Genomic DNA, 18267 nt, shown 5'->3' with positions numbered 1-18267 from the left:
GCGTCCCCGCCCGCAGGATCCACGGATCCTCGGGCGGGGGCGCCTTCCTCGTTGCGGAGAGAGGTCCCCTGTCGTCAGCGGAGCCGGGCGGTGGCGTCCGGCTCCCCGAGCGGGCGCTCGACGCCCGGGCCGGCTGACCCCTCAGGTCCGGAACGCCCGCGCGATCAGGAGCGCCGCCAGGAGCACCGCTGCGGCGGCCGCCGTGGCCGCCGGGAGGGCGAGCAGGAGCAGCAGCGAGACCGCGGCCGACGCGAGGGCGGGCCCGCTCGCCCCGGCCGCTCCGTGGTCGAGGCGCCGCACGATGGTCGCCACCAGCAGAGCGGCCACGGCGAAGGCGAGCAGCGCGTCGGCGTCGAGGATCACGACCGCGAGCACGGCGACCAGGCAGAGGACGAGCTGGGCCGCCGCCGGCACGCCGGTCCTGCGGTTCCTGGTGGCGAGCACTGCCGGGATCTCCCCCGCGCCGGCGAGACGGACGAGGGCGCGCGCATCCCTCCTCCCGAGGTCGAGGAGCGCGAGCAGGACCGCGATCACCGCGGCGGCCCCGACGAGCCCGAACGCGGGCGTGCCCCGGGTGACAGCGCTCAGGGGGGTCTCCGAGGACGCGAGGACCTCGGGACCGGCCGCCAGGAGCAGACCGGTGCCGAGCGCGGCGGCGGCCGCCGTGGCGATCCCGATGCGCAGCAGGGCGGGGCGGAGAGCCGTCACCGCGCCGGAGCGGGAGGTCGGCAGGAGGATCAGGAGCAGCGCCGCGGCGGTGCCGGCTCCCAGCGGCCCTCCGTCGCGCAGCGGGTCGAGCGGCGCGGGGTCCGGACGGGACGCCAGCACGAGCACGGCGGCGGCGGCCAGCAGGACGACGACCGCACCGACGAGGAGCAGGACCGGGCGGGCGGGGAGGCGCCCGCCGCGCAGACCGAAGAGCGCGACGGCCACGAGCAGCAGGACGGCCAGGGGCCGGGCCGCTCCCCCGAGGACCGACTGGGCCGCGGTCAGGGCCAGCGCGGCCGAGGCGAAGGCGCGCCCGACGATCCCGAGCCACTCGGAGGAGGGGCCGTCGTGGACGGTGCGCCCGGCGTCGGCGACGGCGCCCAGGGCCGCGGCGGCCGCCGCGACGGCGAGCCCGAGGAGCAGCCACCAGCCCGCCGCCGCGGCGGCCGGCGACCAGACCAGGAAGACCGCCGCCAGGGCGAGGGTCGCATCCGAACGCTGGGGCACGGCCTCACCCTAGGCGGTGGAGCCGGGGCGGGACCCGGGTGCGCCGTGCAGGGCGCACCCGGGGTGCGGGGTCCTACGCGTCGCCGTCGAACATCGACGTCACCGAGCCGTCGTCGAAGACCTCGTGGATGGCGCGGGCCAGCAGCGGAGCGATGGGCAGGATCGTCAGGCGGTCCCAGGTCTTCTCCGGCGGCAGCGGCAGAGTGTCGGTGACGACGACCGAGTCGATGAACTCGGAGCTCAGGAGCTCGACCGCCGGGTCCGAGAAGACGGCGTGGGTGGCCGCGACGACCACGCCGATCGCGCCCGCCTTCTTCAGCGCCTCGGCCGCCTTCGCGATGGTGCGCCCGGTGTCGATGAGGTCGTCGACGAGGAGGCAGACGCGGCCCTTCACCTCGCCGACGATCTCGTGGACGGAGACCTGGTTGGCGACCTTCGGGTCGCGGCGCTTGTGGATGATCGCCAGCGGGACGCCGAGCTTGTCGCTCCAGATGTCGGCGACGCGGACGCGGCCCATGTCGGGCGAGACGATGGTGAGGGTCGAGGGGTCGAGCTTCTCGCGGAAGTGCTCGAGCAGCACCGGCATCGCGAAGAGGTGGTCGACGGGGCCGTCGAAGAAGCCCTGGATCTGCGCCGCGTGCAGGTCGACCGACATGATCCGGTCGGCTCCCGCCGCCTTGAAGAGGTCCGCGACGAGGCGGGCCGAGATCGGCTCGCGGCCGCGGCCCTTCTTGTCCTGGCGCGCGTAGGGGTAGAACGGGGCGACCACGGTGATCCGCTTGGCGGAGGCGCGCTTGAGCGCGTCGACCATGATCAGCTGCTCCATCAGCCACTCGTTGATCGGGGACGTGTGCGACTGGAGGACGAACACGTCGCCTCCGCGGACCGACTCGCCGTAGCGGACGTAGAGCTCGCCGTTGGCGAAGGTGCGCCCCTCGGTCGTGACGAGCTCGGTCCCGAGCTCGGCGGCGACCGCCTCCGCCAGTGCCGGATGCGCCCTCCCCGAGACGAGGACCAGGCTCTTCTTGTTGCTGGCGGTGATGCCGGTCACTGTGCTCCGCTTCCTCCGGTGGGCGCCTGGTCGGATCCGGTGGGATCCGACGCCAGGGCCGCCTCGGCGGCGTCGGCCGCTGCGGTGCCCGGACGGTGGGTCTGCACCCACCCGGCCATGTTGCGCTGCGGAGCGACGGTGATCCCGAGGGCTCCGGCGGGGATGTCCTTGCGGATGACCGTGCCGGCGCCCGTGTACGCTCCGTCACCGATTCTAACGGGGGCGACGAAGACGTTGTGCGACCCCGCACGCACGTGCGAGCCCACCACGGAGGACGCCTTGCTCACCCCGTCGTAGTTGGCGAAGATCGAGCCGGCGCCGATGTTCGACTCCTCGCCGATGACCGCGTCGCCGACGTAGGAGAGGTGCGGGACCTTCGATCCCTCGCCGATCACGGCGTTCTTGGTCTCGACGTAGGTGCCGATCTTGCCGCGGGCGCCGAGCACGGTGCCGGGGCGGAGGAACGAGAACGGTCCGACCTGGGCCTTCGCGCCGATCACGGCGAGCGTCGCGTCGGAGCGCTTCACGACCGCGTCCTCGCCGACCTCGCAGGAGTCGAGCGTGGTGTCCGGGCCGATGACCGCGCCGGTGGCGATGACGGTCGGGCCCTTGATCTGCGTGCCCGGGAGGATCTCGACGTCCGGGGCGAGGACCGCGTCCACGTCGATCCAGGTGGTCGCCGGGTCCTGGATCGTGACGCCCTCGAGCTGCCAGCGGCGCACGATGCGCGCGTTGAGCTCGAGCGCCGCGTCGGCGAGCTGGGCGCGGTCGTTGATCCCGGCCACGAGCCAGCGGTCCTGCACGGGGACGGCCTCGATCGCGCGGCCGGCGGCCTTGAGCGCGGCGGCGGCGTCGGTGAGGTACTTCTCCCGCTGGGCGTTCTCGGTGCCGATCGCGCCGATGACCGAGCGGAGCGCGGCGGCGTCGAAGGCGTAGACGCCGGCGTTGATCTCGGTGAGGTCGAGCTCGTCGGGGCTCGCGTCCTTCTGCTCCACGATGGAGGCGAAGGCGCCGTCGCCACCGCGGACGATCCGGCCGAAGCCGGTCGGGTCCTCGAGCACGCAGGAGATCATGGTGAGCGCGTTCGCCGCGGCGAGGTGCTCGTCGACCAGGCGGCGGAGGGTCGGCGCGTCCAGCAGCGGGACGTCGGCGCTCAGCACGACGACCGTGCCGGCGAAGGACGCCGGGAGCGCCGCGAGGCCCTGCTCGACCGCGCGGCCGGTGCCGGGCGTCTCGTCCTGGTCCACCACCAGCGCGGAGGGGGTGTGCTCGAGGACGGCCTCGGCGACCCGGTCGCGCTCGTGGCGCACCACGGTGACGACGTGCGCCGCGTCGAGCGAGGCGGCCGTGTCGAGCACGTGCCCGAGCAGCGGCCTCCCGGCGAGGCGGTGCAGGACCTTCGGGGTGCGGGACTTCATGCGGGTGCCCTGGCCTGCCGCCAGGATCACGACGGCGAGCGTGCTGTCTGCCATGTTCTTCGCGTTCTCCTCCGTGAGCGCACCGTCCTGGTGCCGCTCCGCCACCAGGATTCGAACCTGGACCGGACAGCTCCAAAGGCTGCCGTGCTGCCGTTACACCATGGCGGACCGCGCGATCGCGCGCCGTCCATCCTGCCACCCCCGCGCCCCCGGCCCCGCCTCGGGCGCGGGCGGCCGCCGCTCAAGCGGGCGACGGCGGCCCGGGAGGTCCCCGCCTCCCGGCCCGTCCGCCTCCCAACCCGTCCGCCTCCCGGCGTCCCCCGAGCCGCCCAGCCGCCACAATGGACGGGTGAGTGCGAATGACGAGGTCGACGGGATCGTCGACGCCTGGGTCCGGGAGCGGCCCGATCTCGACTTCACGCCGCTCCAGGTCTTCTCGCGGATGCGCCGGCTGGCCAAGCAGCTCGAGCGCGCGCGCGGCAGCGCCTTCGGCCGGTCCGAGCTCGAGACGTGGGAGTTCGACGTGCTCTCGGCCCTGCGGCGCGCGGGCGCGCCCTACCGGATGAGCCCCAAGCAGCTCCTCCAGGCGACCATGGTCACCAGCGGGACCATGACCAACCGCATCGACCGGCTGGTCGAGCGCGACCTGGTCGAGCGCCTCGACGACCCGAACGACGGGCGCGGCGTGCTGGTGCAGATGACGCCGTCGGGGCTCGCCCGGGTCGACGCGGCGATCACCCGCCTGGTCGACGCGGAGCAGGAGCTGCTCGGCGCGCTCACCCACGCCCAGCAGGAGCGGCTGGCGCAGCTCCTCCGGAAGCTCTCCCTCGACTTCGGCTGAGCCGGTCGGTACGGGCCCGCGACGGCGGCCCGCCCAGGCGGTACGGGACAGCTGCCGGTGCCGCGGAGGAGAGCGGCGTCAGCCCTCGAGCTGCTCCGAGAGCTCCAGCCAGCGCAGCTCGAGCTCGGCCGTCTCGTCCTCGTAGGCGCGGAGCGAGGCGTTGAGCGCCAGGATGCCGTCGTAGTCGTCCTGGTCGTGCGTCGCCATCTTCTCGTGGACGGTCTTCGTCAGCTGCGTGAGCTTGTGCAGGCGCCGGTCGATCGCCGACACCTCCTTCTCAGCGGTGCGCCGCTCGGCCCCCGCGAGTCCGCTCGACGCCGGCGCGGCGGAGGAGGAGCCCGACGACGCCGCCGCGGGCGCACCCTTCTCGAGCGCGCGGCGCAGGTCGAGGTACTGCTCGACGCCGCCGGGCAGGTGGCGGAACGCGCCGTCCATCACGGCGTACTGCTGGTCGGTGACGCGCTCGAGCAGGTACCGGTCGTGCGAGACGACGAGGAGGGTGCCCGGCCAGGAGTCGAGCAGGTCCTCGATCGCGGCGAGCATGTCGGTGTCGAGGTCGTTGGTCGGCTCGTCGAGGATCAGCACGTTGGGCTCGCTGAGCAGGATGAGCAGGAGCTGGAGCCTCCGGCGCTGACCGCCCGAGAGGTCCTTCACGGGCGTCGAGAGCTGCGCGCTCGAGAAGCCGAGCCGCTCGAGCAGCTGGCCCGGAGTCATCTCCTTGCCGCCGATGGAGTAGCTGGTGCGCTGCTCCGCGATGATCTCGCGGACGGGCCGGTGCTGGACACCGGTCAGCTCGCGCAGCTGCTGGTCGAGGATCGCGACGCGCACGGTGGTGCCGCGCTTCACCCGGCCGCTCGTCGGCTCCACGCTGCCCGCGACCAGGCCGAGGAGGGTCGATTTGCCGGCGCCGTTCACGCCCAGGATGCCGGTGCGCTCGCCGGGCGCGATCCGCCACTCGATGCGGTTGAGGACGGTCCGCTCGCCGTAGCGGACGGTGACGTCGAGCAGGTCGACGACGTCCTTGCCCAGGCGCGAGACGGCGAGCTGCGAGAGCGAGACCGAGTCGCGCACCGGGGGCTCGTCCTCGATCAGCTGGTTCGCGGCGTCGATCCGGAACTTGGGCTTGGCCGTGCGGGCGGGGGCGCCGCGCCGGAGCCAGGCGAGCTCCTTCTTCATCAGGTTCTGGCGCTTGGCCTCCATGGTCGACGCCATCCGGTCGCGCTCGACGCGCTGCAGGATGTACGCCGCGTACCCGCCCTCGAACGGCTCGACGAGACGGTCGTGCACCTCCCAGGTGGCGGTGCAGATCTCGTCGAGGAACCACCGGTCGTGGGTGACGACCGCGAGCCCGCCCGATGACGCCGCCCAGCGGCGCTTGAGGTGCTCGGCCAGCCAGGCGATGCCCTCGACGTCGAGGTGGTTGGTGGGCTCGTCGAGGAAGACGACGTCCCAGTCGCCGACGAGCAGCTTCGCGAGGGCGACCCGGCGCCGCTGGCCGCCCGAGAGGGAGCCGACCACTCCGTCCCAGGGGACGTCGCGCAGCAGGCCCGCGATCACGTCTCGGGTGCGCGCGTCGCCCGCCCACTCGTGCTCCTGGAGCCCGCCGACGACGGCCTGGGCGACGGTGAGGTCCTCGTCGACCGTGTCGGCCTGGTCGAGCATCCCGAGCGTGACGCCGCGGCGGTGCGTGACGCGGCCGCTGTCCGGCTCGATGCGCTGCGCGAGCAGGCGCAGGAGGGTCGACTTGCCGTCGCCGTTGCGTCCGACGATCCCGATGCGGTCGCCCTCCTCGATCCCCAGGGAGACGTCGTCGAAGATCACGCGTGTGGGGTACTCGAGTCGCAGCGCCTCGGCGCCCAGCAGATGTGCCATAGGGATCCAGCCTAGGCGGTGCCGCCTGAGCGGTCGGCCGCGAGTCGATCACAGTGCGGCCGGGTCGCGGCCCCCGGACCTCAGCCCGCGGGCGCCGGCTCCGAGACGGACACCGAGCGGCGGTGCAGTCCCGTGGCACCGTCGGGAGCGGGCGGGCGCTCGACCGTGGTCTGCACCGTGCCGTCCGCGTCGGTGGCGCGCACGGTCACGACGTGGTCGCCGACCGTCGCGTCCCACTCGAGGACCCACTGGATCCACGTGTCCGCGGTGACCTGCTCGGCGAGGCGCGCCTCCTGCCAGGCGCCGCCGTCGATCTGCACCTCCACCTTCGCGATGCCGGTGTGCGGCGCCCAGGCGACTCCCGCCACGGCGACCGTCCCCGCCTCGACGGGCTGGCCCTGGCGCGGCACATCGATCCGCGACTCGATCTTGATCGGACCGCGCTCGGTCCAGCCGCGCGTCGACCAGTACGCCAGGTCCTCCGCGAAGGTCGTGACCTTCAGCTCGACGACCCACTTCGTCGCCGAGACGTAGCCGTACAGGCCGGGGACGACCATCCGGACGGGGAAGCCGTGCTCGACCGGGAGCGGCTCGCCGTTCATCCCGACGGCGAGCAGGCTCGCGCGGTCCTCGTCCTGCAGCACGTCGAGCGGGCTGGAGGCGGTGAAGCCGTCGATGCTCCGCGAGAGCACCATGTCGGCGCCGGCGGTCGGCCGGGCGCGGGCCAGCAGCTCGCGGATCGGGTAGCCCAGCCAGAGGGCGGTGCCGATCAGGTCGCCGCCGACCTCGTTGGACACGCAGGACAGGGTGACCAGATGCTCCTCGAGCGGCAGTGCCAGCAGCTCGTCCCAGGTGATCTCGATCTCCTCCTCCACCATGCCGGTGATCTTCAGCGACCAGTCGGCGGGCTCGACCGACGGCACCGAGAGCGCGGTGTCGATCCGGTAGAACGAGGAGTTGGGAGTGACGTAGGAGCTGATGCCGTCGATGTCGTCGAGCACGGCGCCCGCCGGGACGGGCGCGGCGGCCGAGGCGGGAGCCGGCAGGGACACGGCCTCGCGCACGGCCGTAACGGCGGCGGAGGCGGACGTGAGGAAGCGGGCGCCGATGCCGGCGGCGACCGCGGCGACTCCGGCGATCCCGACCAGGCGGAGGAACGACCGGCGGTCCGGGGAGTCGCTCTCGCGCTCCTCCTGCCAGCCGCGGAGGCGGACGGAGGCCGAGCGGAGCACCGCGGCACCGGCCACCATGCCCACGACGCTCGGCGCCGCGTCGATCCCGGACGCGCCCTCGCGGCTGACGGCGGCGAGCGCACCGGCGCCCGCGACGACGGCCAGCAGCAGCACGCCGAACGGCGGGCGGCGGTACTCGAGGACTCCCGCGCCGACGGCCAGCAGCGCGATCGCGAGGCCGATCGAGACCAGCAGCACGAGCTTGTCGCCGGTGCCGAAGAGCGCGATGACCGTGTCCTTCACGCCAGGGGGCACGATGTCGATGACGAAGCCGCCGACCGCGACCAGCGGACTGCCGCCCGCTCCGGTGAAGACCGCGACGACCTCGGCGGCCGCGAGGGCGACGACGGCGGCCACGATCCCGGAGAGGATCGCGAAGAGGGTGGCTCGGCGGGACATGAGCGGCACTCTAAGCCACGAGGTCGGAACTTCTCTGCGGACCGTCTGTGGAGGGCGCCGGGCGCGAGGCTCGCGAGCCCCGCTCCGGAGGCACCGCCTCCGCGACTAGGTCGAGAGCAGGCGAGCCCCGTGGACCGGGCCGGACACCCGCACGGCGCTCAGCCGCGCGGAGCTCAGCTCGCGCTGCAGGTCGGCCGCCGCATCGGCGTCCGGAGCGAGGAACGCGACGGTCGGGCCGGACCCCGAGACGAGGCCGCCGAGCGCTCCGCGGCCCTCGCCGAGCTCGAGGATGCGGGCGAGCCCGGGCTGCAGGTGCAGCGCCGGCGCCTGCAGGTCGTTGTGCATCGCGTCGGCGAGCATGGCGGCGTCGCCGGCGCGGAGGGCCTGCAGCACGTTGGGATCGATGGTGGGGGTCGCCGAGATCGGGCGGAAGTCGTGCAGGTGGCGCTCGCGGTGCCGGTCGAGCTCGCTGTAGACCTCGGGGGTCGACAGGCCCTCCTCCGAGAGGACCAGCACCCACTCGAAGCGGCCCTTGGCGAGCGCCGGGCTCAGCTCGTCGCCTCGGCCGACTCCGATCGCGGTGCCGCCGGTGAAGGAGAAGGGGACGTCGGCGCCGAGGCTCGCGGCGATGCCCAGCAGCTGCTCCCTCGTGCAGGCCGTGCCCCAGAGCGCGTCGCAGGCGAGCAGGGTCGCCGCCGCGTCGGCCGAGCCGCCGCCCATGCCGCCGGCGATGGGGACGTTCTTCTCGATCTCGAGGTGCACGCCGCCGCGGTAGCCGGTCGCCCGGGCGAGCGCCCGAGCCGCCTTGATCGCGAGGTTGGAGCCGTCGACGGCCAGGCGGGAGGTGTCGATCGAGCCCGAGAAGGAGACCGAGAAGTCGGCCGCCTCCTCCGCGAACACGTCCTCGTAGAGGGAGAGCGACTGGAACGCGGTGGCCAGCTCGTGGTACCCGTCGTCGCGCACGGCGCCGACCTTGAGGAACACGTTGATCTTGCCGGGCGCCCGCGCGTGGACCCGGTTCGACGTCGCGCGGTGGGCCATGCATCCACGCTACAGGGTGGCGGAGGCGCCCTCGTCCGCACCCGGGGCGGGCTCCCCGTCGCCGTCCGCGTCGTCCCCGTCGGTCTCCGCCAGCGACCCGTCGGGCACCGCCGCGCCGCGCACGGGGACCCGCGCCGGATCGAGCTCGCGGCCCAGGCGGACGAAGGCGGCGACGTCCAGCTCCTCGCCGCGCGCGGTCTGCGGGACGCCGGCCCGCTCGAGCGCGACGATCGCCGCGGCGCTGTCGCCGAAGAGGGTCGCGAGCGACTGGCGGAGCATCTTCCTCCGCTGCGCGAACGCCGCGTCGACGACCGCGAAGACGGCGCGGCGCAGGGTCTCGTCGCCCGGCTCCTCGCCGCGGTCGAACGCGACGAGCACGCTGTCGACGTTCGGCACCGGCCAGAAGATCTGACGCGAGACCGCGCCGCCCGTCGTCCAGGAGCCGAACCACGCCGCCTTGACGCTCGGGCCGCCGTAGACCTTGGAGCCGGGACCGGCGGCGAGCCGGTGCCCGACCTCGGACTGCACCATCACCACTCCGGACCGGATGCTGGCGAAGTGCTCGAGGAAGTGCAGGAGCACCGGCACCGAGATGTTGTACGGGAGGTTGGCGACGAGCCGGACCGGATCCCCCGGCAGGTCGAGCACCTTCATCGCGTCGGCGTGCACGACCGCGAGATCGGCGCCCGGCGCCATCAGCTCGACGGTGCGCGGCAGCTGCTCGGCGAGGCGCCCGTCGATCTCGACGGCCACGACCTGCGCGCCCGCCTCGAGCAGGCCGAGGGTCAGCGATCCGAGGCCGGGGCCGATCTCGACGACGGTCTCCCCCGGGCGCACCCGAGCGAGCTTGACGATGCGGCGGACCGTGTTGGCGTCGTGCACGAAGTTCTGGCCGAGCTTCTTGGTCGGCGTGACGTCGAGCAAGCCGGCGAGGTCGCGGATCTCGGCCGGGCCCAGCAGGCGCGGGATCGCGGCGGCCGTCGGCTCGGCGGCGTGGCGGCCGCTCATGCGAGGGGTCCGACCGGCTCCGTCGGCTCGGAGCCGACCTCGCCGCCCCACTCGCCGTACACGGCCTCCGTGTTCGAGGCGATCGTCGCGGCCAGGTGGCCGACGTCGGTCTCGAGGGTCGCGGCCATCGAGCGCAGGGTGTGCGGGAGGAGGTAGGGCGCGTTCGGGCGGCCGCGGAAGGGCGACGGAGTGAGGTACGGCGCGTCGGTCTCGACCAGGATGAGGTGCCGAGGAGTCGCGACGAGCGCCTCCCGCAGCGGCTCGGCGTTCTTGAACGTCACGGTGCCGGCGAAGGAGAGGTACCAGCCCTCGTCCGTGCACATCCGCGCCATCTCGGCATCGCCGGAGAAGCAGTGGAAGACGGTGCGCTCGGGGGCGCCGACGCGGCGCAGGGTCTCGATGACCTCGCGGTGCGCGTCGCGGTCGTGGATCTGCAGCGCGAGGTCGTGCTCCTTCGCGATGCGGATGTGCTCCTCGAAGGAGCGGAACTGCGCGGCGCGGCCGCTCTCGCCGGTGCGGAAGAAGTCGAGCCCGGTCTCGCCGATGGCGCGCACCCGCGGCTGCTCCGCCAGCTCGGCGATCACGGCGAGGGCGGCGTCGAGCTCGCCGCGCTGCTCCAGCTCGGGCGCCTCGTTGGGGTGGATCGCGACGGCGGCCAGCATGCGCGGCTCGCTCGCCGCCTGCTCGGCCGACCAGCGGCTCGTCTCGACGTCCGTGCCGACCTGGACGACGCCGCGGACGCCGACGGTGGAGGCCCGGTCGAGCTGCTCGCGGTGGTCGAGCGGCTCGAGGCCGTCGGCGATCTCGAGGTGCGTGTGGTTGTCGTAGACGGGGACGACGAGCGCCTCGGGCAGCGGCGGGTACGTCAGGTCGCGGCCGGACGAGGCCTCGCGGGAGCGGACGTGCTGGCTGTCGGTCATGCGCTCCAGGCTACCGGGAGGGCTCGCGCGGGCCGGAGTCCCGGGTGGACGAGGGCCGAGAGGCGGCCGCTGAGGCGCCCTGAGCGGATCGGGTCAGCACCCGATCGGATCGGGACAGCCCGCCTCCCGCGCCGCCGGGAGGCTGGAGCCATGACAGACACCGAGCTCCTCGCCCACTCCGCACCCGGCTCCCTCGCCGGGCGCCATGCCCTCGTCACCGGATCCTCGAGCGGGATCGGCGCAGCCATCGCCCGCCGGCTCGCCGGGGCCGGCGCTCACGTCCTCGTGCACGGACGCGACCCCGAGCGGGTCGGGTCCGTCGTCCGCGGCATCCGCGCCGACGGGGGCACCGCCTCCGCGCTCGTCGCCGACCTCGCGGGCACGCCGGAGGAGACCCGCGCCGTCGCCGGGCGGGCGCTGACCCTCCTCGACGGGCGGATCGACGTCCTCGTCAACAACGCCGGAGTGTTCCCGGTGGGGCCGACCGCCGACCTCAGCGACGCCGATGTCGAGTCCCTCCTCACCACGAACATCCGCGTGCCGCACCAGCTCGTCGCGGCGATCGCCCCGGCCATGGCCGAGCGCGGGAGCGGAGTGGTCGTCAACATCACCTCGTGGATGGGACGGGTGGGAACGCCCGGGACCGCGCTCTACCCCGCGACCAAGGCGGCGCTGGAGCACCTCACGCGGGCGTGGGCGGCCGAGTACGGCCCGAGCGGCGTGCGCGTGGTCGCCGTCGCGCCCGGCGCGACTCTCACGCCCGGCAACGAGCACGCCGCGGCGATCCTGGAGCAGATGACCGCGTCCGCCCCCGCCGGCCGGCCCGGACGTCCGGACGAGATCGCCCTGGCCGTGCGCTGGCTCGTCTCGGACGAGGCCTCGTACGTCCACGGCACGACGCTCGACGTCGACGGAGGCATCGTCGGCGCCCGCGTCTGACGCCGCGGCACGCGCCGCTCGGAGTCCCCGCGACAGCGCCCGCCGCTCAGTGGATCTGGACGAGCGGCCCGGGGTGGAGCGCGGCGTCGGCCGCGGGGGTCGTCTCATAGGCGCGGCGGTAGTCGCGCCCGAAGTGCGACGCGCTCGCGTAGCCGACCGCGGCCGCGGCCTGCGCGGCGGTGTCGCCCCGGACCAGGAGCAGCCTCCTGGCCTCCCCGAGGCGGAGCCGCCGCAGGTAGCCCAGCGGCGACATCCCGGTCAGCTCGCGGAAGCGGCGGGTGAGTGTGGGCACGCTGGTGCCCGCCTCCGCGGCGAGCGCGCCGAGGGTCCATCCGCGCGACAGCGACGCGCTCATCGCCTCGACCGCGCGGGAGACGGCCTCCGAGCGGACGGTGCTGGACGCGGCCAGCAGCCGGGGCGCCTGGTCCGTCTGCAGCAGCCTCAGCACGAGCTCGCGCGTGATCGCGGGGGCGAGCACCGGGATGTCGGCGGGGGCGTCGAGCAGACGGAAGAGTCGGCGCAGCGAGTCGGCCATCTCCTCCGTGACCGTGCCGATCCGCGGGGCGGGAGCCCGCGGGGCCGTCCGGGGGGCGAGCGCCGCGATCTTGGCCACCACGAGCGGGTCGAGACGCCAGTTGGCCGACAGGAAGTCGCCGCGGTCGCCGGTCTCCACGACGGCCGCCACCACCGGCAGGTCGACGGGGGTGATCAGGAAGCGGCCGGCGCCCCACCGCTCGTCGGAGTCGCCGACCACCGAGCGCTTCCGGCCGGCCAGCACCAGGCTGAGGGTCGGCGGGAACCGGGTGTAGACGAGCTCGGTCGGAGCGGTCACCCGATGCAGGCGCAGGGCGAGCGCGGCGGCGCGCTCCGGGTGCCCGACGTGGCGCCGGGTGAGCTCGGCCGCCTGCTCGAGAGCGTCGAGGACCTCGCGCGCCATCAGCGCCCCCACGGAGCGGCGGGCCGCTCGCACCCGGCCCCTCGCGTTCGGATCACGGTCATCGGGCACTCTCCTGCGGATCCTCCGTCGGCGACTCCGCACCGCTCGGCTGCTCGGTCCACAATTCGAGGCGCGGCCGTCAGGACGCAGGAGCCTCGATGCGCGGGAAGAGCGCGACGAGCGTGCCGACGGTGGTGCCGACGGGGAGGACTCCCCACCGGCCCGCCTCGCGGATCGGCTGCGCGGTGAGGGCGCCCAGCGACTCCGTCACACCGAGCGCCTCCCAGAGGGACGCCGTCGCGCGCGGCACGACCGGCGAGAGCAGCACGGCCAGGGCGCGGAGCCCCTCCGTCGCGGTGTAGAGCACCGTGCCGAGGCGCTCGCGCTCCTCGCGCTTGGCGAGTGCCCACGGCTCCTGCTCGGTGATGTAGCCGTTGAGCTCCTCGACGATGCTCCACACGGCGGTGATCGCATCGTGGATCGCGAGCGCGTCGATCGCCCGGTCGGCCGACGCGGCGGCTTCGGCGACGATGCGCTGCACGCGCTCCTCCGCCTCGGTCGGCTCGCCCGGCGCAGGCACGACGCCGTCGTAGTAGCGGTGCAGCATCGCGACGACCCGCGAGGCGAGGTTGCCGAAGCCGTTCGCGAGCTCGGACTGGTAGCGCGCCGACAGGTCCTCCCATGAGAACGAGCCGTCCTGGCCGAAGGTGATGGCCCGGAGGAAGTAGTAGCGGAAGGCGTCGGAGCCGAAGGTGTCGGTGATCTGCTCGGGCGCGATGCCGGTGAGCTTCGACTTCGACATCTTCTCGCCGCCGACCAGCAGCCAGCCGTGGCCGAACACCTGCCGGGGGACCTCGAGGCCCGCGGCCATGAGCATGGCGGGCCAGATCACCGCGTGGAAGCGCAGGATGTCCTTGCCGACGATGTGGGTCGCGGGCCAGCGGCGCTCGAACTCCGCCTCGTCCTGGCCGTAGCCGACCGCGGTGATGTAGTTGAGCAGCGCGTCGAACCAGACGTAGACCACGTGGGAGTCGTCCCACGGGACCTTCACGCCCCAGTCGAAGCTGGAGCGGGAGATCGACAGGTCGGCCAGGCCCTGGCGGACGAAGCTGACGACCTCGTTGCGCGCCGACTCGGGCTGGACGAAGTCGGGACGCTCCTCGTAGAGCGCGAGCAGCCGCTCGGTGTACTCGCTCATCTTGAAGAAGTAGTTCTTCTCCTTCAGCAGCTCGACCGGCTTCGAGTGGATCTTGCAGACGTACTGGCCGGCGTAGTCGCCGGTGCCCTCCTCGAGGTCGGACAGCTGCTTGTACTCCTCGCAGCCCACGCAGTAGTAGCCCTCGTACTCGCCGGTGTAGATCGCGTCCTCGTCGTACAGCTTCTGCAGGAACTTCTGGACGTTGACCTCGTGCCGCGCGTCCGTGGTGCGGATGAAGTCGTCGTTGGCGATGTCGATGGTCTCGAGCAGCGGCTGCCACGCGGTCCTCACGAGGCGGTCGGCCCACTCCTGGGGGGTCGTGCCGTTGGCGGTGGCGGTGCGGAGGATCTTCTGGCCGTGCTCGTCCGTGCCGGTCAGCAGCCAGGTGTCGTCGCCCGCCTGGCGGTGCCAGCGGGTGAGCACGTCGGCGGCGACCTCGGTGTACGCGTGCCCGATGTGCGGGACGTCGTTCACGTAGAAGATCGGGGTCGTGAGGTAGAAGGAGGCGCCGTCGGACATGGCGACCATCCTATTCACCGCGCGGCACCGCTCCCGGCGTGTGACGGAGGCCGTGGACGACCGGCCGCGGGCGCCGTCTGGGAGGGAGCTCTCAGCCGCGGCGGGAGGCGAGCGCCGCCTCGTAGAGAGCGCGGCGCGAGAGCCCCGTGATCTCGGCGACCTCGGCCGACGCCTCCTTGAGCCGCGATCCGGCCTCGACGCGGGCCAGCACGTCGGCCAGCGCGTCCTCGAGCGACGCCTCCCTCGCGGGGGCTCCCTCGACGACCAGGCAGATCTCGCCGCGCAGGCCGTCGGCCGCCCACTCGGCCAGCTCGGCCGCCGTGCCGCGCCGGACCTCCTCGAACATCTTGGTGAGCTCGCGGCAGACGACGACGCGCCGCTCCGGGCCCATCGCCTCGACCAGGTCGGCGAGCGCGTCGCCGATCCGGTGCGGGGACTCGAAGAAGACCATGGTGCGCCGCTCGTCGACGAGCGCCCGGAAGGTCGAGACCCGCTCGCCGTGCCGGCGGGGCAGGAACCCCTCGAAACTGAAGCGGTCCGTCGGGAGCCCGGACACGGCGAGCGCCATGAGCACCGCCGAGGGACCGGGCAGCGCGGTGACCGCGACTCCCGCCGCCACCGCCGCCTCGACCAGGTGGTAGCCCGGGTCCGAGACCGTGGGCATGCCAGCATCGCTCAGCACGAGCAGGTCCTCCTCGCGGGCCAGCTCCACCAGCTCGGCGGCGCGCTCGCGCTCGTTGTGGTCGTGCAGGGCGTAGAGGGCGGGCCGGTTCTCGACACCCAGGGCGCGCATCAGCTGGATGGTCACGCGCGTGTCCTCGGCGGCGACGTGGCGGGCGGAGCCCAGCGCCTCCACGAGCCGGCGGGAGGCGTCGCCGAGGTTTCCGATGGGAGTGCCGGCGAGGATGATCATGCCGCCAGTCTCCCAGGCCGGGTCCGGGGCCTCCCGCCGCGGATCGCCGCCGTCCCGGGAGGACGCGCCCCGTTAGCATGGCCGGGTGACGGACCGACCGCAGCGCGACTTCGACGACCTGCTCCTGGACGCGGCGGGATCGGCGCGCTCGGTCCCGGTGGAGCCCGCCGAGGCGTCCGCACCGCGGGAGCGCACCCCGCTCCCGGACGTGCCGCGCGGCTCCTGGTTCGACGACCTGCACGCCCGGCTCGTCGCCTCCCCCGCGCGCCGCCGGCTGTACGAGCTCGGACTGCCGCTGCTGGTGGTCGCCCTGGCCGCGGTGCTGCGGCTGTGGAACCTCAGCCACCCGCGCTCGCTCGTGTTCGACGAGACCTTCTACGTGAAGGACGCCTGGACCCTCTGGAACCTCGGGTTCGAGGGCGCCTGGCCCGAGAACCCGGACCCCGGCTTCGCGGCCGGCGACGTGGACACCTTCACGGGGGCGCCGTCCTTCGTGGTGCATCCGCCGCTGGGCAAGTGGATCATCGGGCTCGGGATGGGCGTGTTCGGCGCGGACGACAGCGTCGGCTGGCGCGTCGCGACCGCCGTCGTGGGGATCCTCGCCGTCGCGCTGGTGATCGTGATCGGCCGCCTCCTGTTCCGCTCCACCCTCCTCTCCTCCTTCGCGGGGCTGATGCTCGCGCTCGACGGCCACGCGATCGTGATGTCGCGGGTGTCGCTCCTGGACGGGATCCTGATGTTCGTCGCGCTCTGCGGGGTCGCGGCGGTGCTGCTGGACCGGCGCTGGGCCGACCTGCAGCTGGCGCGGAAGGTGGCGGCGGGAGCGCTGCCGAGCTGGGGGCCGGTCCTGTGGTGGCGGCCCTGGCTGCTCGCGGCCGGCGTGCTCTTCGGCCTGGCCGCGGGCGTGAAGTGGACGGGCGTCTACTTCCTCGCGGCGTACGGCGTGTACGCGGTGGTCGTCGACGCGCTGATGCGGCGCCGCGCGGGCGTGCCGTTCTGGGGCAGCGGCGCGATCCTCAAGCAGGGTCCGGTCACCTTCCTCCTGGTCGTGCCGATCGCCCTGATCGCCTACCTCGTGACCTGGACGGGCTGGCTGCGCACCTCCGGCGGATGGGCCCGGCAGTGGGCGTCGGAGGCCCCCGGCAACGCCTGGACCGGGGCTCTGGCGTGGGTGCCGGACTGGGCGCAGAGCCTCTGGCACTACCACGTGCAGATGTACGACTACTCGATCAACCTGCGGGCCTCGCACCCCTACGAGGCGAACCCGCTCACCTGGCTGCTCATGCTCCGGCCGACCAGCATGTACTTCGTCGACCAGGCGACGGGCGTCGACGGCTGCACCGCCGCACGCTGCGACGAGGCGATCACCTCGGTCGCCAATCCGCTCATCTGGTACGCCGGGGTCCTGGCGCTGGTGTACCTCCTCTACCGGCTCGCGCGGTACCGGGAGTGGCGCGCCGGCTACGTGCTGATGGGGATCGTCGCGGGCTACCTGCCGTGGCTCCTCTACCTCGACCGCACGGTGTTCCAGTTCTACTGCGTCGTCTTCGAGCCCTACATGATGCTGGCACTGGCGCTGACGGCCGGGATCGTGATCGGGAGTCCGGGCGACGAGCGGAGGCGGCGCACCCGCGGCGTCCTCGTGGTGCTCGTCTTCGCGGTGGCGGCGGCCGCGCTGACGGCCTACTTCCTGCCGCTCTGGATCGGCGCGCAGACGTCCTTCACCTTCTGGCAGGCCCACATGTGGCTGCCCTCGTGGGTATGATCCGGCGGCTGGGCCCGGGAGTCGCGGCCTGCGCCGTCGCGGCGGTGATCGCGGCCCTGCTGCACGCGACGGTGCCGGCAGTGCCGATGCTGACCGCGGCGGTCGCGCTCGGGATCCTCGTGGCGCAGCTGCCCGCGGCGCGCCCCCTGCTGAGCGGGGCGCTGGCGCCGGGCCTGAAGTTCTCGTCCCGCTCGCTGATGCGCGCCGGCATCGTCCTGCTCGGGCTGAAGCTCTCTCTGATCGACATCGCAGCGCTGGGCTGGGGCGCGATCCTGGTCGTCGTCGGGATCGTCCTGGCCACCTTCGGCCTGACCTGGGCGCTGGGCCGGGCGCTCCGGCTGCCCGGGCAGGAGCCGCTGCTGCTCGCGGCGGGCTTCTCGATCTGCGGGGCCTCGGCGATCGGCGCGATGGCCGGAGCGACCCGGGCGAAGGAGCAGGAGCAGGCGACGCCGGTCGCGCTGGTGACGCTCTGCGGCACGCTCGCGATCGCAGTGCTCCCCGCCCTGCAGCAGCCGCTCGGGCTCTCCGACGTGCAGTTCGGGCACTGGGTCGGCGCCTCGGTCCACGACGTGGGCCAGGTCGTGGCGACGGCCCAGGTGGCGGGAGCGTCGGCGCTGGCCGTCGCGGTCGTGGTGAAGCTCACCCGAGTGGTCATGCTGGCGCCGATGGTCGCGGTGGCGGCGGCGGTCACGAGGCGCCGAGGCGGGACCGGCGGGACGCGCCCGGCGATCGTGCCGCTGTTCGTGGTCGGGTTCCTCGCCGCGGTGCTGCTGCGCACGCTCCTCCCCCTGCCGGAGGGACTGCTCGCCGCCGCCGACACCGCGCAGACCTGGCTCCTCGCCGCGGCCCTCTTCGCGCTCGGCAGCGCCGTCCGGGTGCGCGCGCTCGTGACGACGGGGTGGCGTGCTCTCCTCGTCGCCCTGGTGTCGTGGGCGGCGATCGCGGCGATGGGACTGGCCGCGGTGCAGCTGGCGCTCTGATCGGCGCTCCGATCCGCTC

At 73.8% G+C, this 18267-nt stretch carries 15 protein-coding genes and 1 tRNA gene; 4 read left to right on the top strand and 12 right to left on the bottom strand.

From position 1 onward, the window contains the following. Nucleotides 1-141: 141 nt before the first annotated feature. From C5D09_RS06715 to C5D09_RS06700, 4 genes are all read right to left on the bottom strand, one after another. Nucleotides 142-1215: a hypothetical protein gene (locus C5D09_RS06715; protein WP_104268901.1), complete on the bottom strand. Its 1074-nt coding sequence runs from the start codon at nucleotides 1213-1215 to the stop codon at nucleotides 142-144. A gap of 73 nt (nucleotides 1216-1288) precedes the next feature. Beyond that, complete coding sequence (locus C5D09_RS06710; RefSeq protein WP_104222342.1) at nucleotides 1289-2266, bottom strand: ribose-phosphate diphosphokinase; 978 nt, start codon at nucleotides 2264-2266, stop codon at nucleotides 1289-1291. Further along, nucleotides 2263-3738, bottom strand: coding sequence for a bifunctional UDP-N-acetylglucosamine diphosphorylase/glucosamine-1-phosphate N-acetyltransferase GlmU (glmU, locus tag C5D09_RS06705; RefSeq protein ID WP_104268913.1), 1476 nt, complete (start codon nucleotides 3736-3738; stop codon nucleotides 2263-2265). Before glmU ends, C5D09_RS06710 begins: the two co-directional genes overlap by 4 nt. A 42-nt stretch (nucleotides 3739-3780) precedes the next feature. Next, nucleotides 3781-3852 (bottom strand) — tRNA-Gln (locus C5D09_RS06700). A gap of 181 nt (nucleotides 3853-4033) precedes the next feature. Between C5D09_RS06700 and C5D09_RS06695 the strand changes: the two genes are divergently transcribed. After that, the gene (locus tag C5D09_RS06695; RefSeq protein ID WP_104222340.1) at nucleotides 4034-4525 is read left to right on the top strand and encodes a MarR family winged helix-turn-helix transcriptional regulator; all 492 of its coding nucleotides are present in this window, start codon (nucleotides 4034-4036) and stop codon (nucleotides 4523-4525) included. A 78-nt stretch (nucleotides 4526-4603) separates the two neighbouring features. Here the strand turns inward: C5D09_RS06695 and C5D09_RS06690 are convergent, their stop codons facing one another. The 5 genes from C5D09_RS06690 to C5D09_RS06670 form a co-directional block, all read right to left on the bottom strand. After that, nucleotides 4604-6397: an ABC-F family ATP-binding cassette domain-containing protein gene (locus tag C5D09_RS06690; RefSeq protein WP_104233689.1), complete on the bottom strand. Its 1794-nt coding sequence runs from the start codon at nucleotides 6395-6397 to the stop codon at nucleotides 4604-4606. 80 nt (nucleotides 6398-6477) lie between these two features. Then, nucleotides 6478-8028, bottom strand: coding sequence for a molybdopterin-dependent oxidoreductase (locus C5D09_RS06685; RefSeq protein WP_104247360.1), 1551 nt, complete (start codon nucleotides 8026-8028; stop codon nucleotides 6478-6480). A 105-nt stretch (nucleotides 8029-8133) separates the two neighbouring features. Next, on the bottom strand, nucleotides 8134-9069 hold the full coding sequence (locus C5D09_RS06680) for a 4-(cytidine 5'-diphospho)-2-C-methyl-D-erythritol kinase (RefSeq protein ID WP_104268899.1): 936 nt from the start codon (nucleotides 9067-9069) through the stop codon (nucleotides 8134-8136). Between the two features lie 9 nt (nucleotides 9070-9078). Then, complete coding sequence (gene rsmA, locus C5D09_RS06675; RefSeq protein WP_181125613.1) at nucleotides 9079-10077, bottom strand: 16S rRNA (adenine(1518)-N(6)/adenine(1519)-N(6))-dimethyltransferase RsmA; 999 nt, start codon at nucleotides 10075-10077, stop codon at nucleotides 9079-9081. Beyond that, nucleotides 10074-10997: a TatD family hydrolase gene (locus C5D09_RS06670; protein WP_104222332.1), complete on the bottom strand. Its 924-nt coding sequence runs from the start codon at nucleotides 10995-10997 to the stop codon at nucleotides 10074-10076. Before C5D09_RS06670 ends, rsmA begins: the two co-directional genes overlap by 4 nt. Before the next feature lie 150 nt (nucleotides 10998-11147). Between C5D09_RS06670 and C5D09_RS06665 the strand changes: the two genes are divergently transcribed. Beyond that, the gene (locus C5D09_RS06665) at nucleotides 11148-11936 is read left to right on the top strand and encodes an SDR family NAD(P)-dependent oxidoreductase (RefSeq protein WP_104268898.1); all 789 of its coding nucleotides are present in this window, start codon (nucleotides 11148-11150) and stop codon (nucleotides 11934-11936) included. A 46-nt stretch (nucleotides 11937-11982) separates the two neighbouring features. Here C5D09_RS06665 and C5D09_RS06660 read toward each other — a convergent pair whose 3' ends face one another. From C5D09_RS06660 to rsmI, 3 genes are all read right to left on the bottom strand, one after another. Then, entirely contained in the window at nucleotides 11983-12942 is a 960-nt protein-coding gene (locus C5D09_RS06660) for an AraC family transcriptional regulator (RefSeq protein WP_258066933.1), read from the bottom strand. Nucleotides 12943-13012: 70 nt separating this feature from the next. Then, the gene (gene metG / locus C5D09_RS06655) at nucleotides 13013-14590 is read right to left on the bottom strand and encodes a methionine--tRNA ligase (protein ID WP_104268897.1); all 1578 of its coding nucleotides are present in this window, start codon (nucleotides 14588-14590) and stop codon (nucleotides 13013-13015) included. Nucleotides 14591-14681: 91 nt separating this feature from the next. Next, nucleotides 14682-15503, bottom strand: a complete 822-nt coding sequence (gene rsmI / locus C5D09_RS06650) for a 16S rRNA (cytidine(1402)-2'-O)-methyltransferase (protein WP_104226923.1) — start codon at nucleotides 15501-15503, stop codon at nucleotides 14682-14684. Nucleotides 15504-15588: 85 nt separating this feature from the next. Between rsmI and C5D09_RS06645 the strand changes: the two genes are divergently transcribed. Then, the gene (locus C5D09_RS06645) at nucleotides 15589-17268 is read left to right on the top strand and encodes a dolichyl-phosphate-mannose--protein mannosyltransferase (RefSeq protein WP_258066932.1); all 1680 of its coding nucleotides are present in this window, start codon (nucleotides 15589-15591) and stop codon (nucleotides 17266-17268) included. Next, nucleotides 17265-18248, top strand: a complete 984-nt coding sequence (locus C5D09_RS06640; RefSeq protein ID WP_104226922.1) for a YeiH family protein — start codon at nucleotides 17265-17267, stop codon at nucleotides 18246-18248. Before C5D09_RS06645 ends, C5D09_RS06640 begins: the two co-directional genes overlap by 4 nt. The last annotated feature ends 19 nt before the right edge of the window (nucleotides 18249-18267 follow it).

The sequence above is a fragment of the Rathayibacter sp. AY1C9 genome, assembly GCF_002932315.1.
In the GTDB taxonomy this organism is placed as follows: Bacteria; Actinomycetota; Actinomycetes; order Actinomycetales; family Microbacteriaceae; genus Rathayibacter.
Note: the sequence above shows the minus strand (reverse complement) of the source record. Positions and strands in the feature narration are given on the sequence as shown.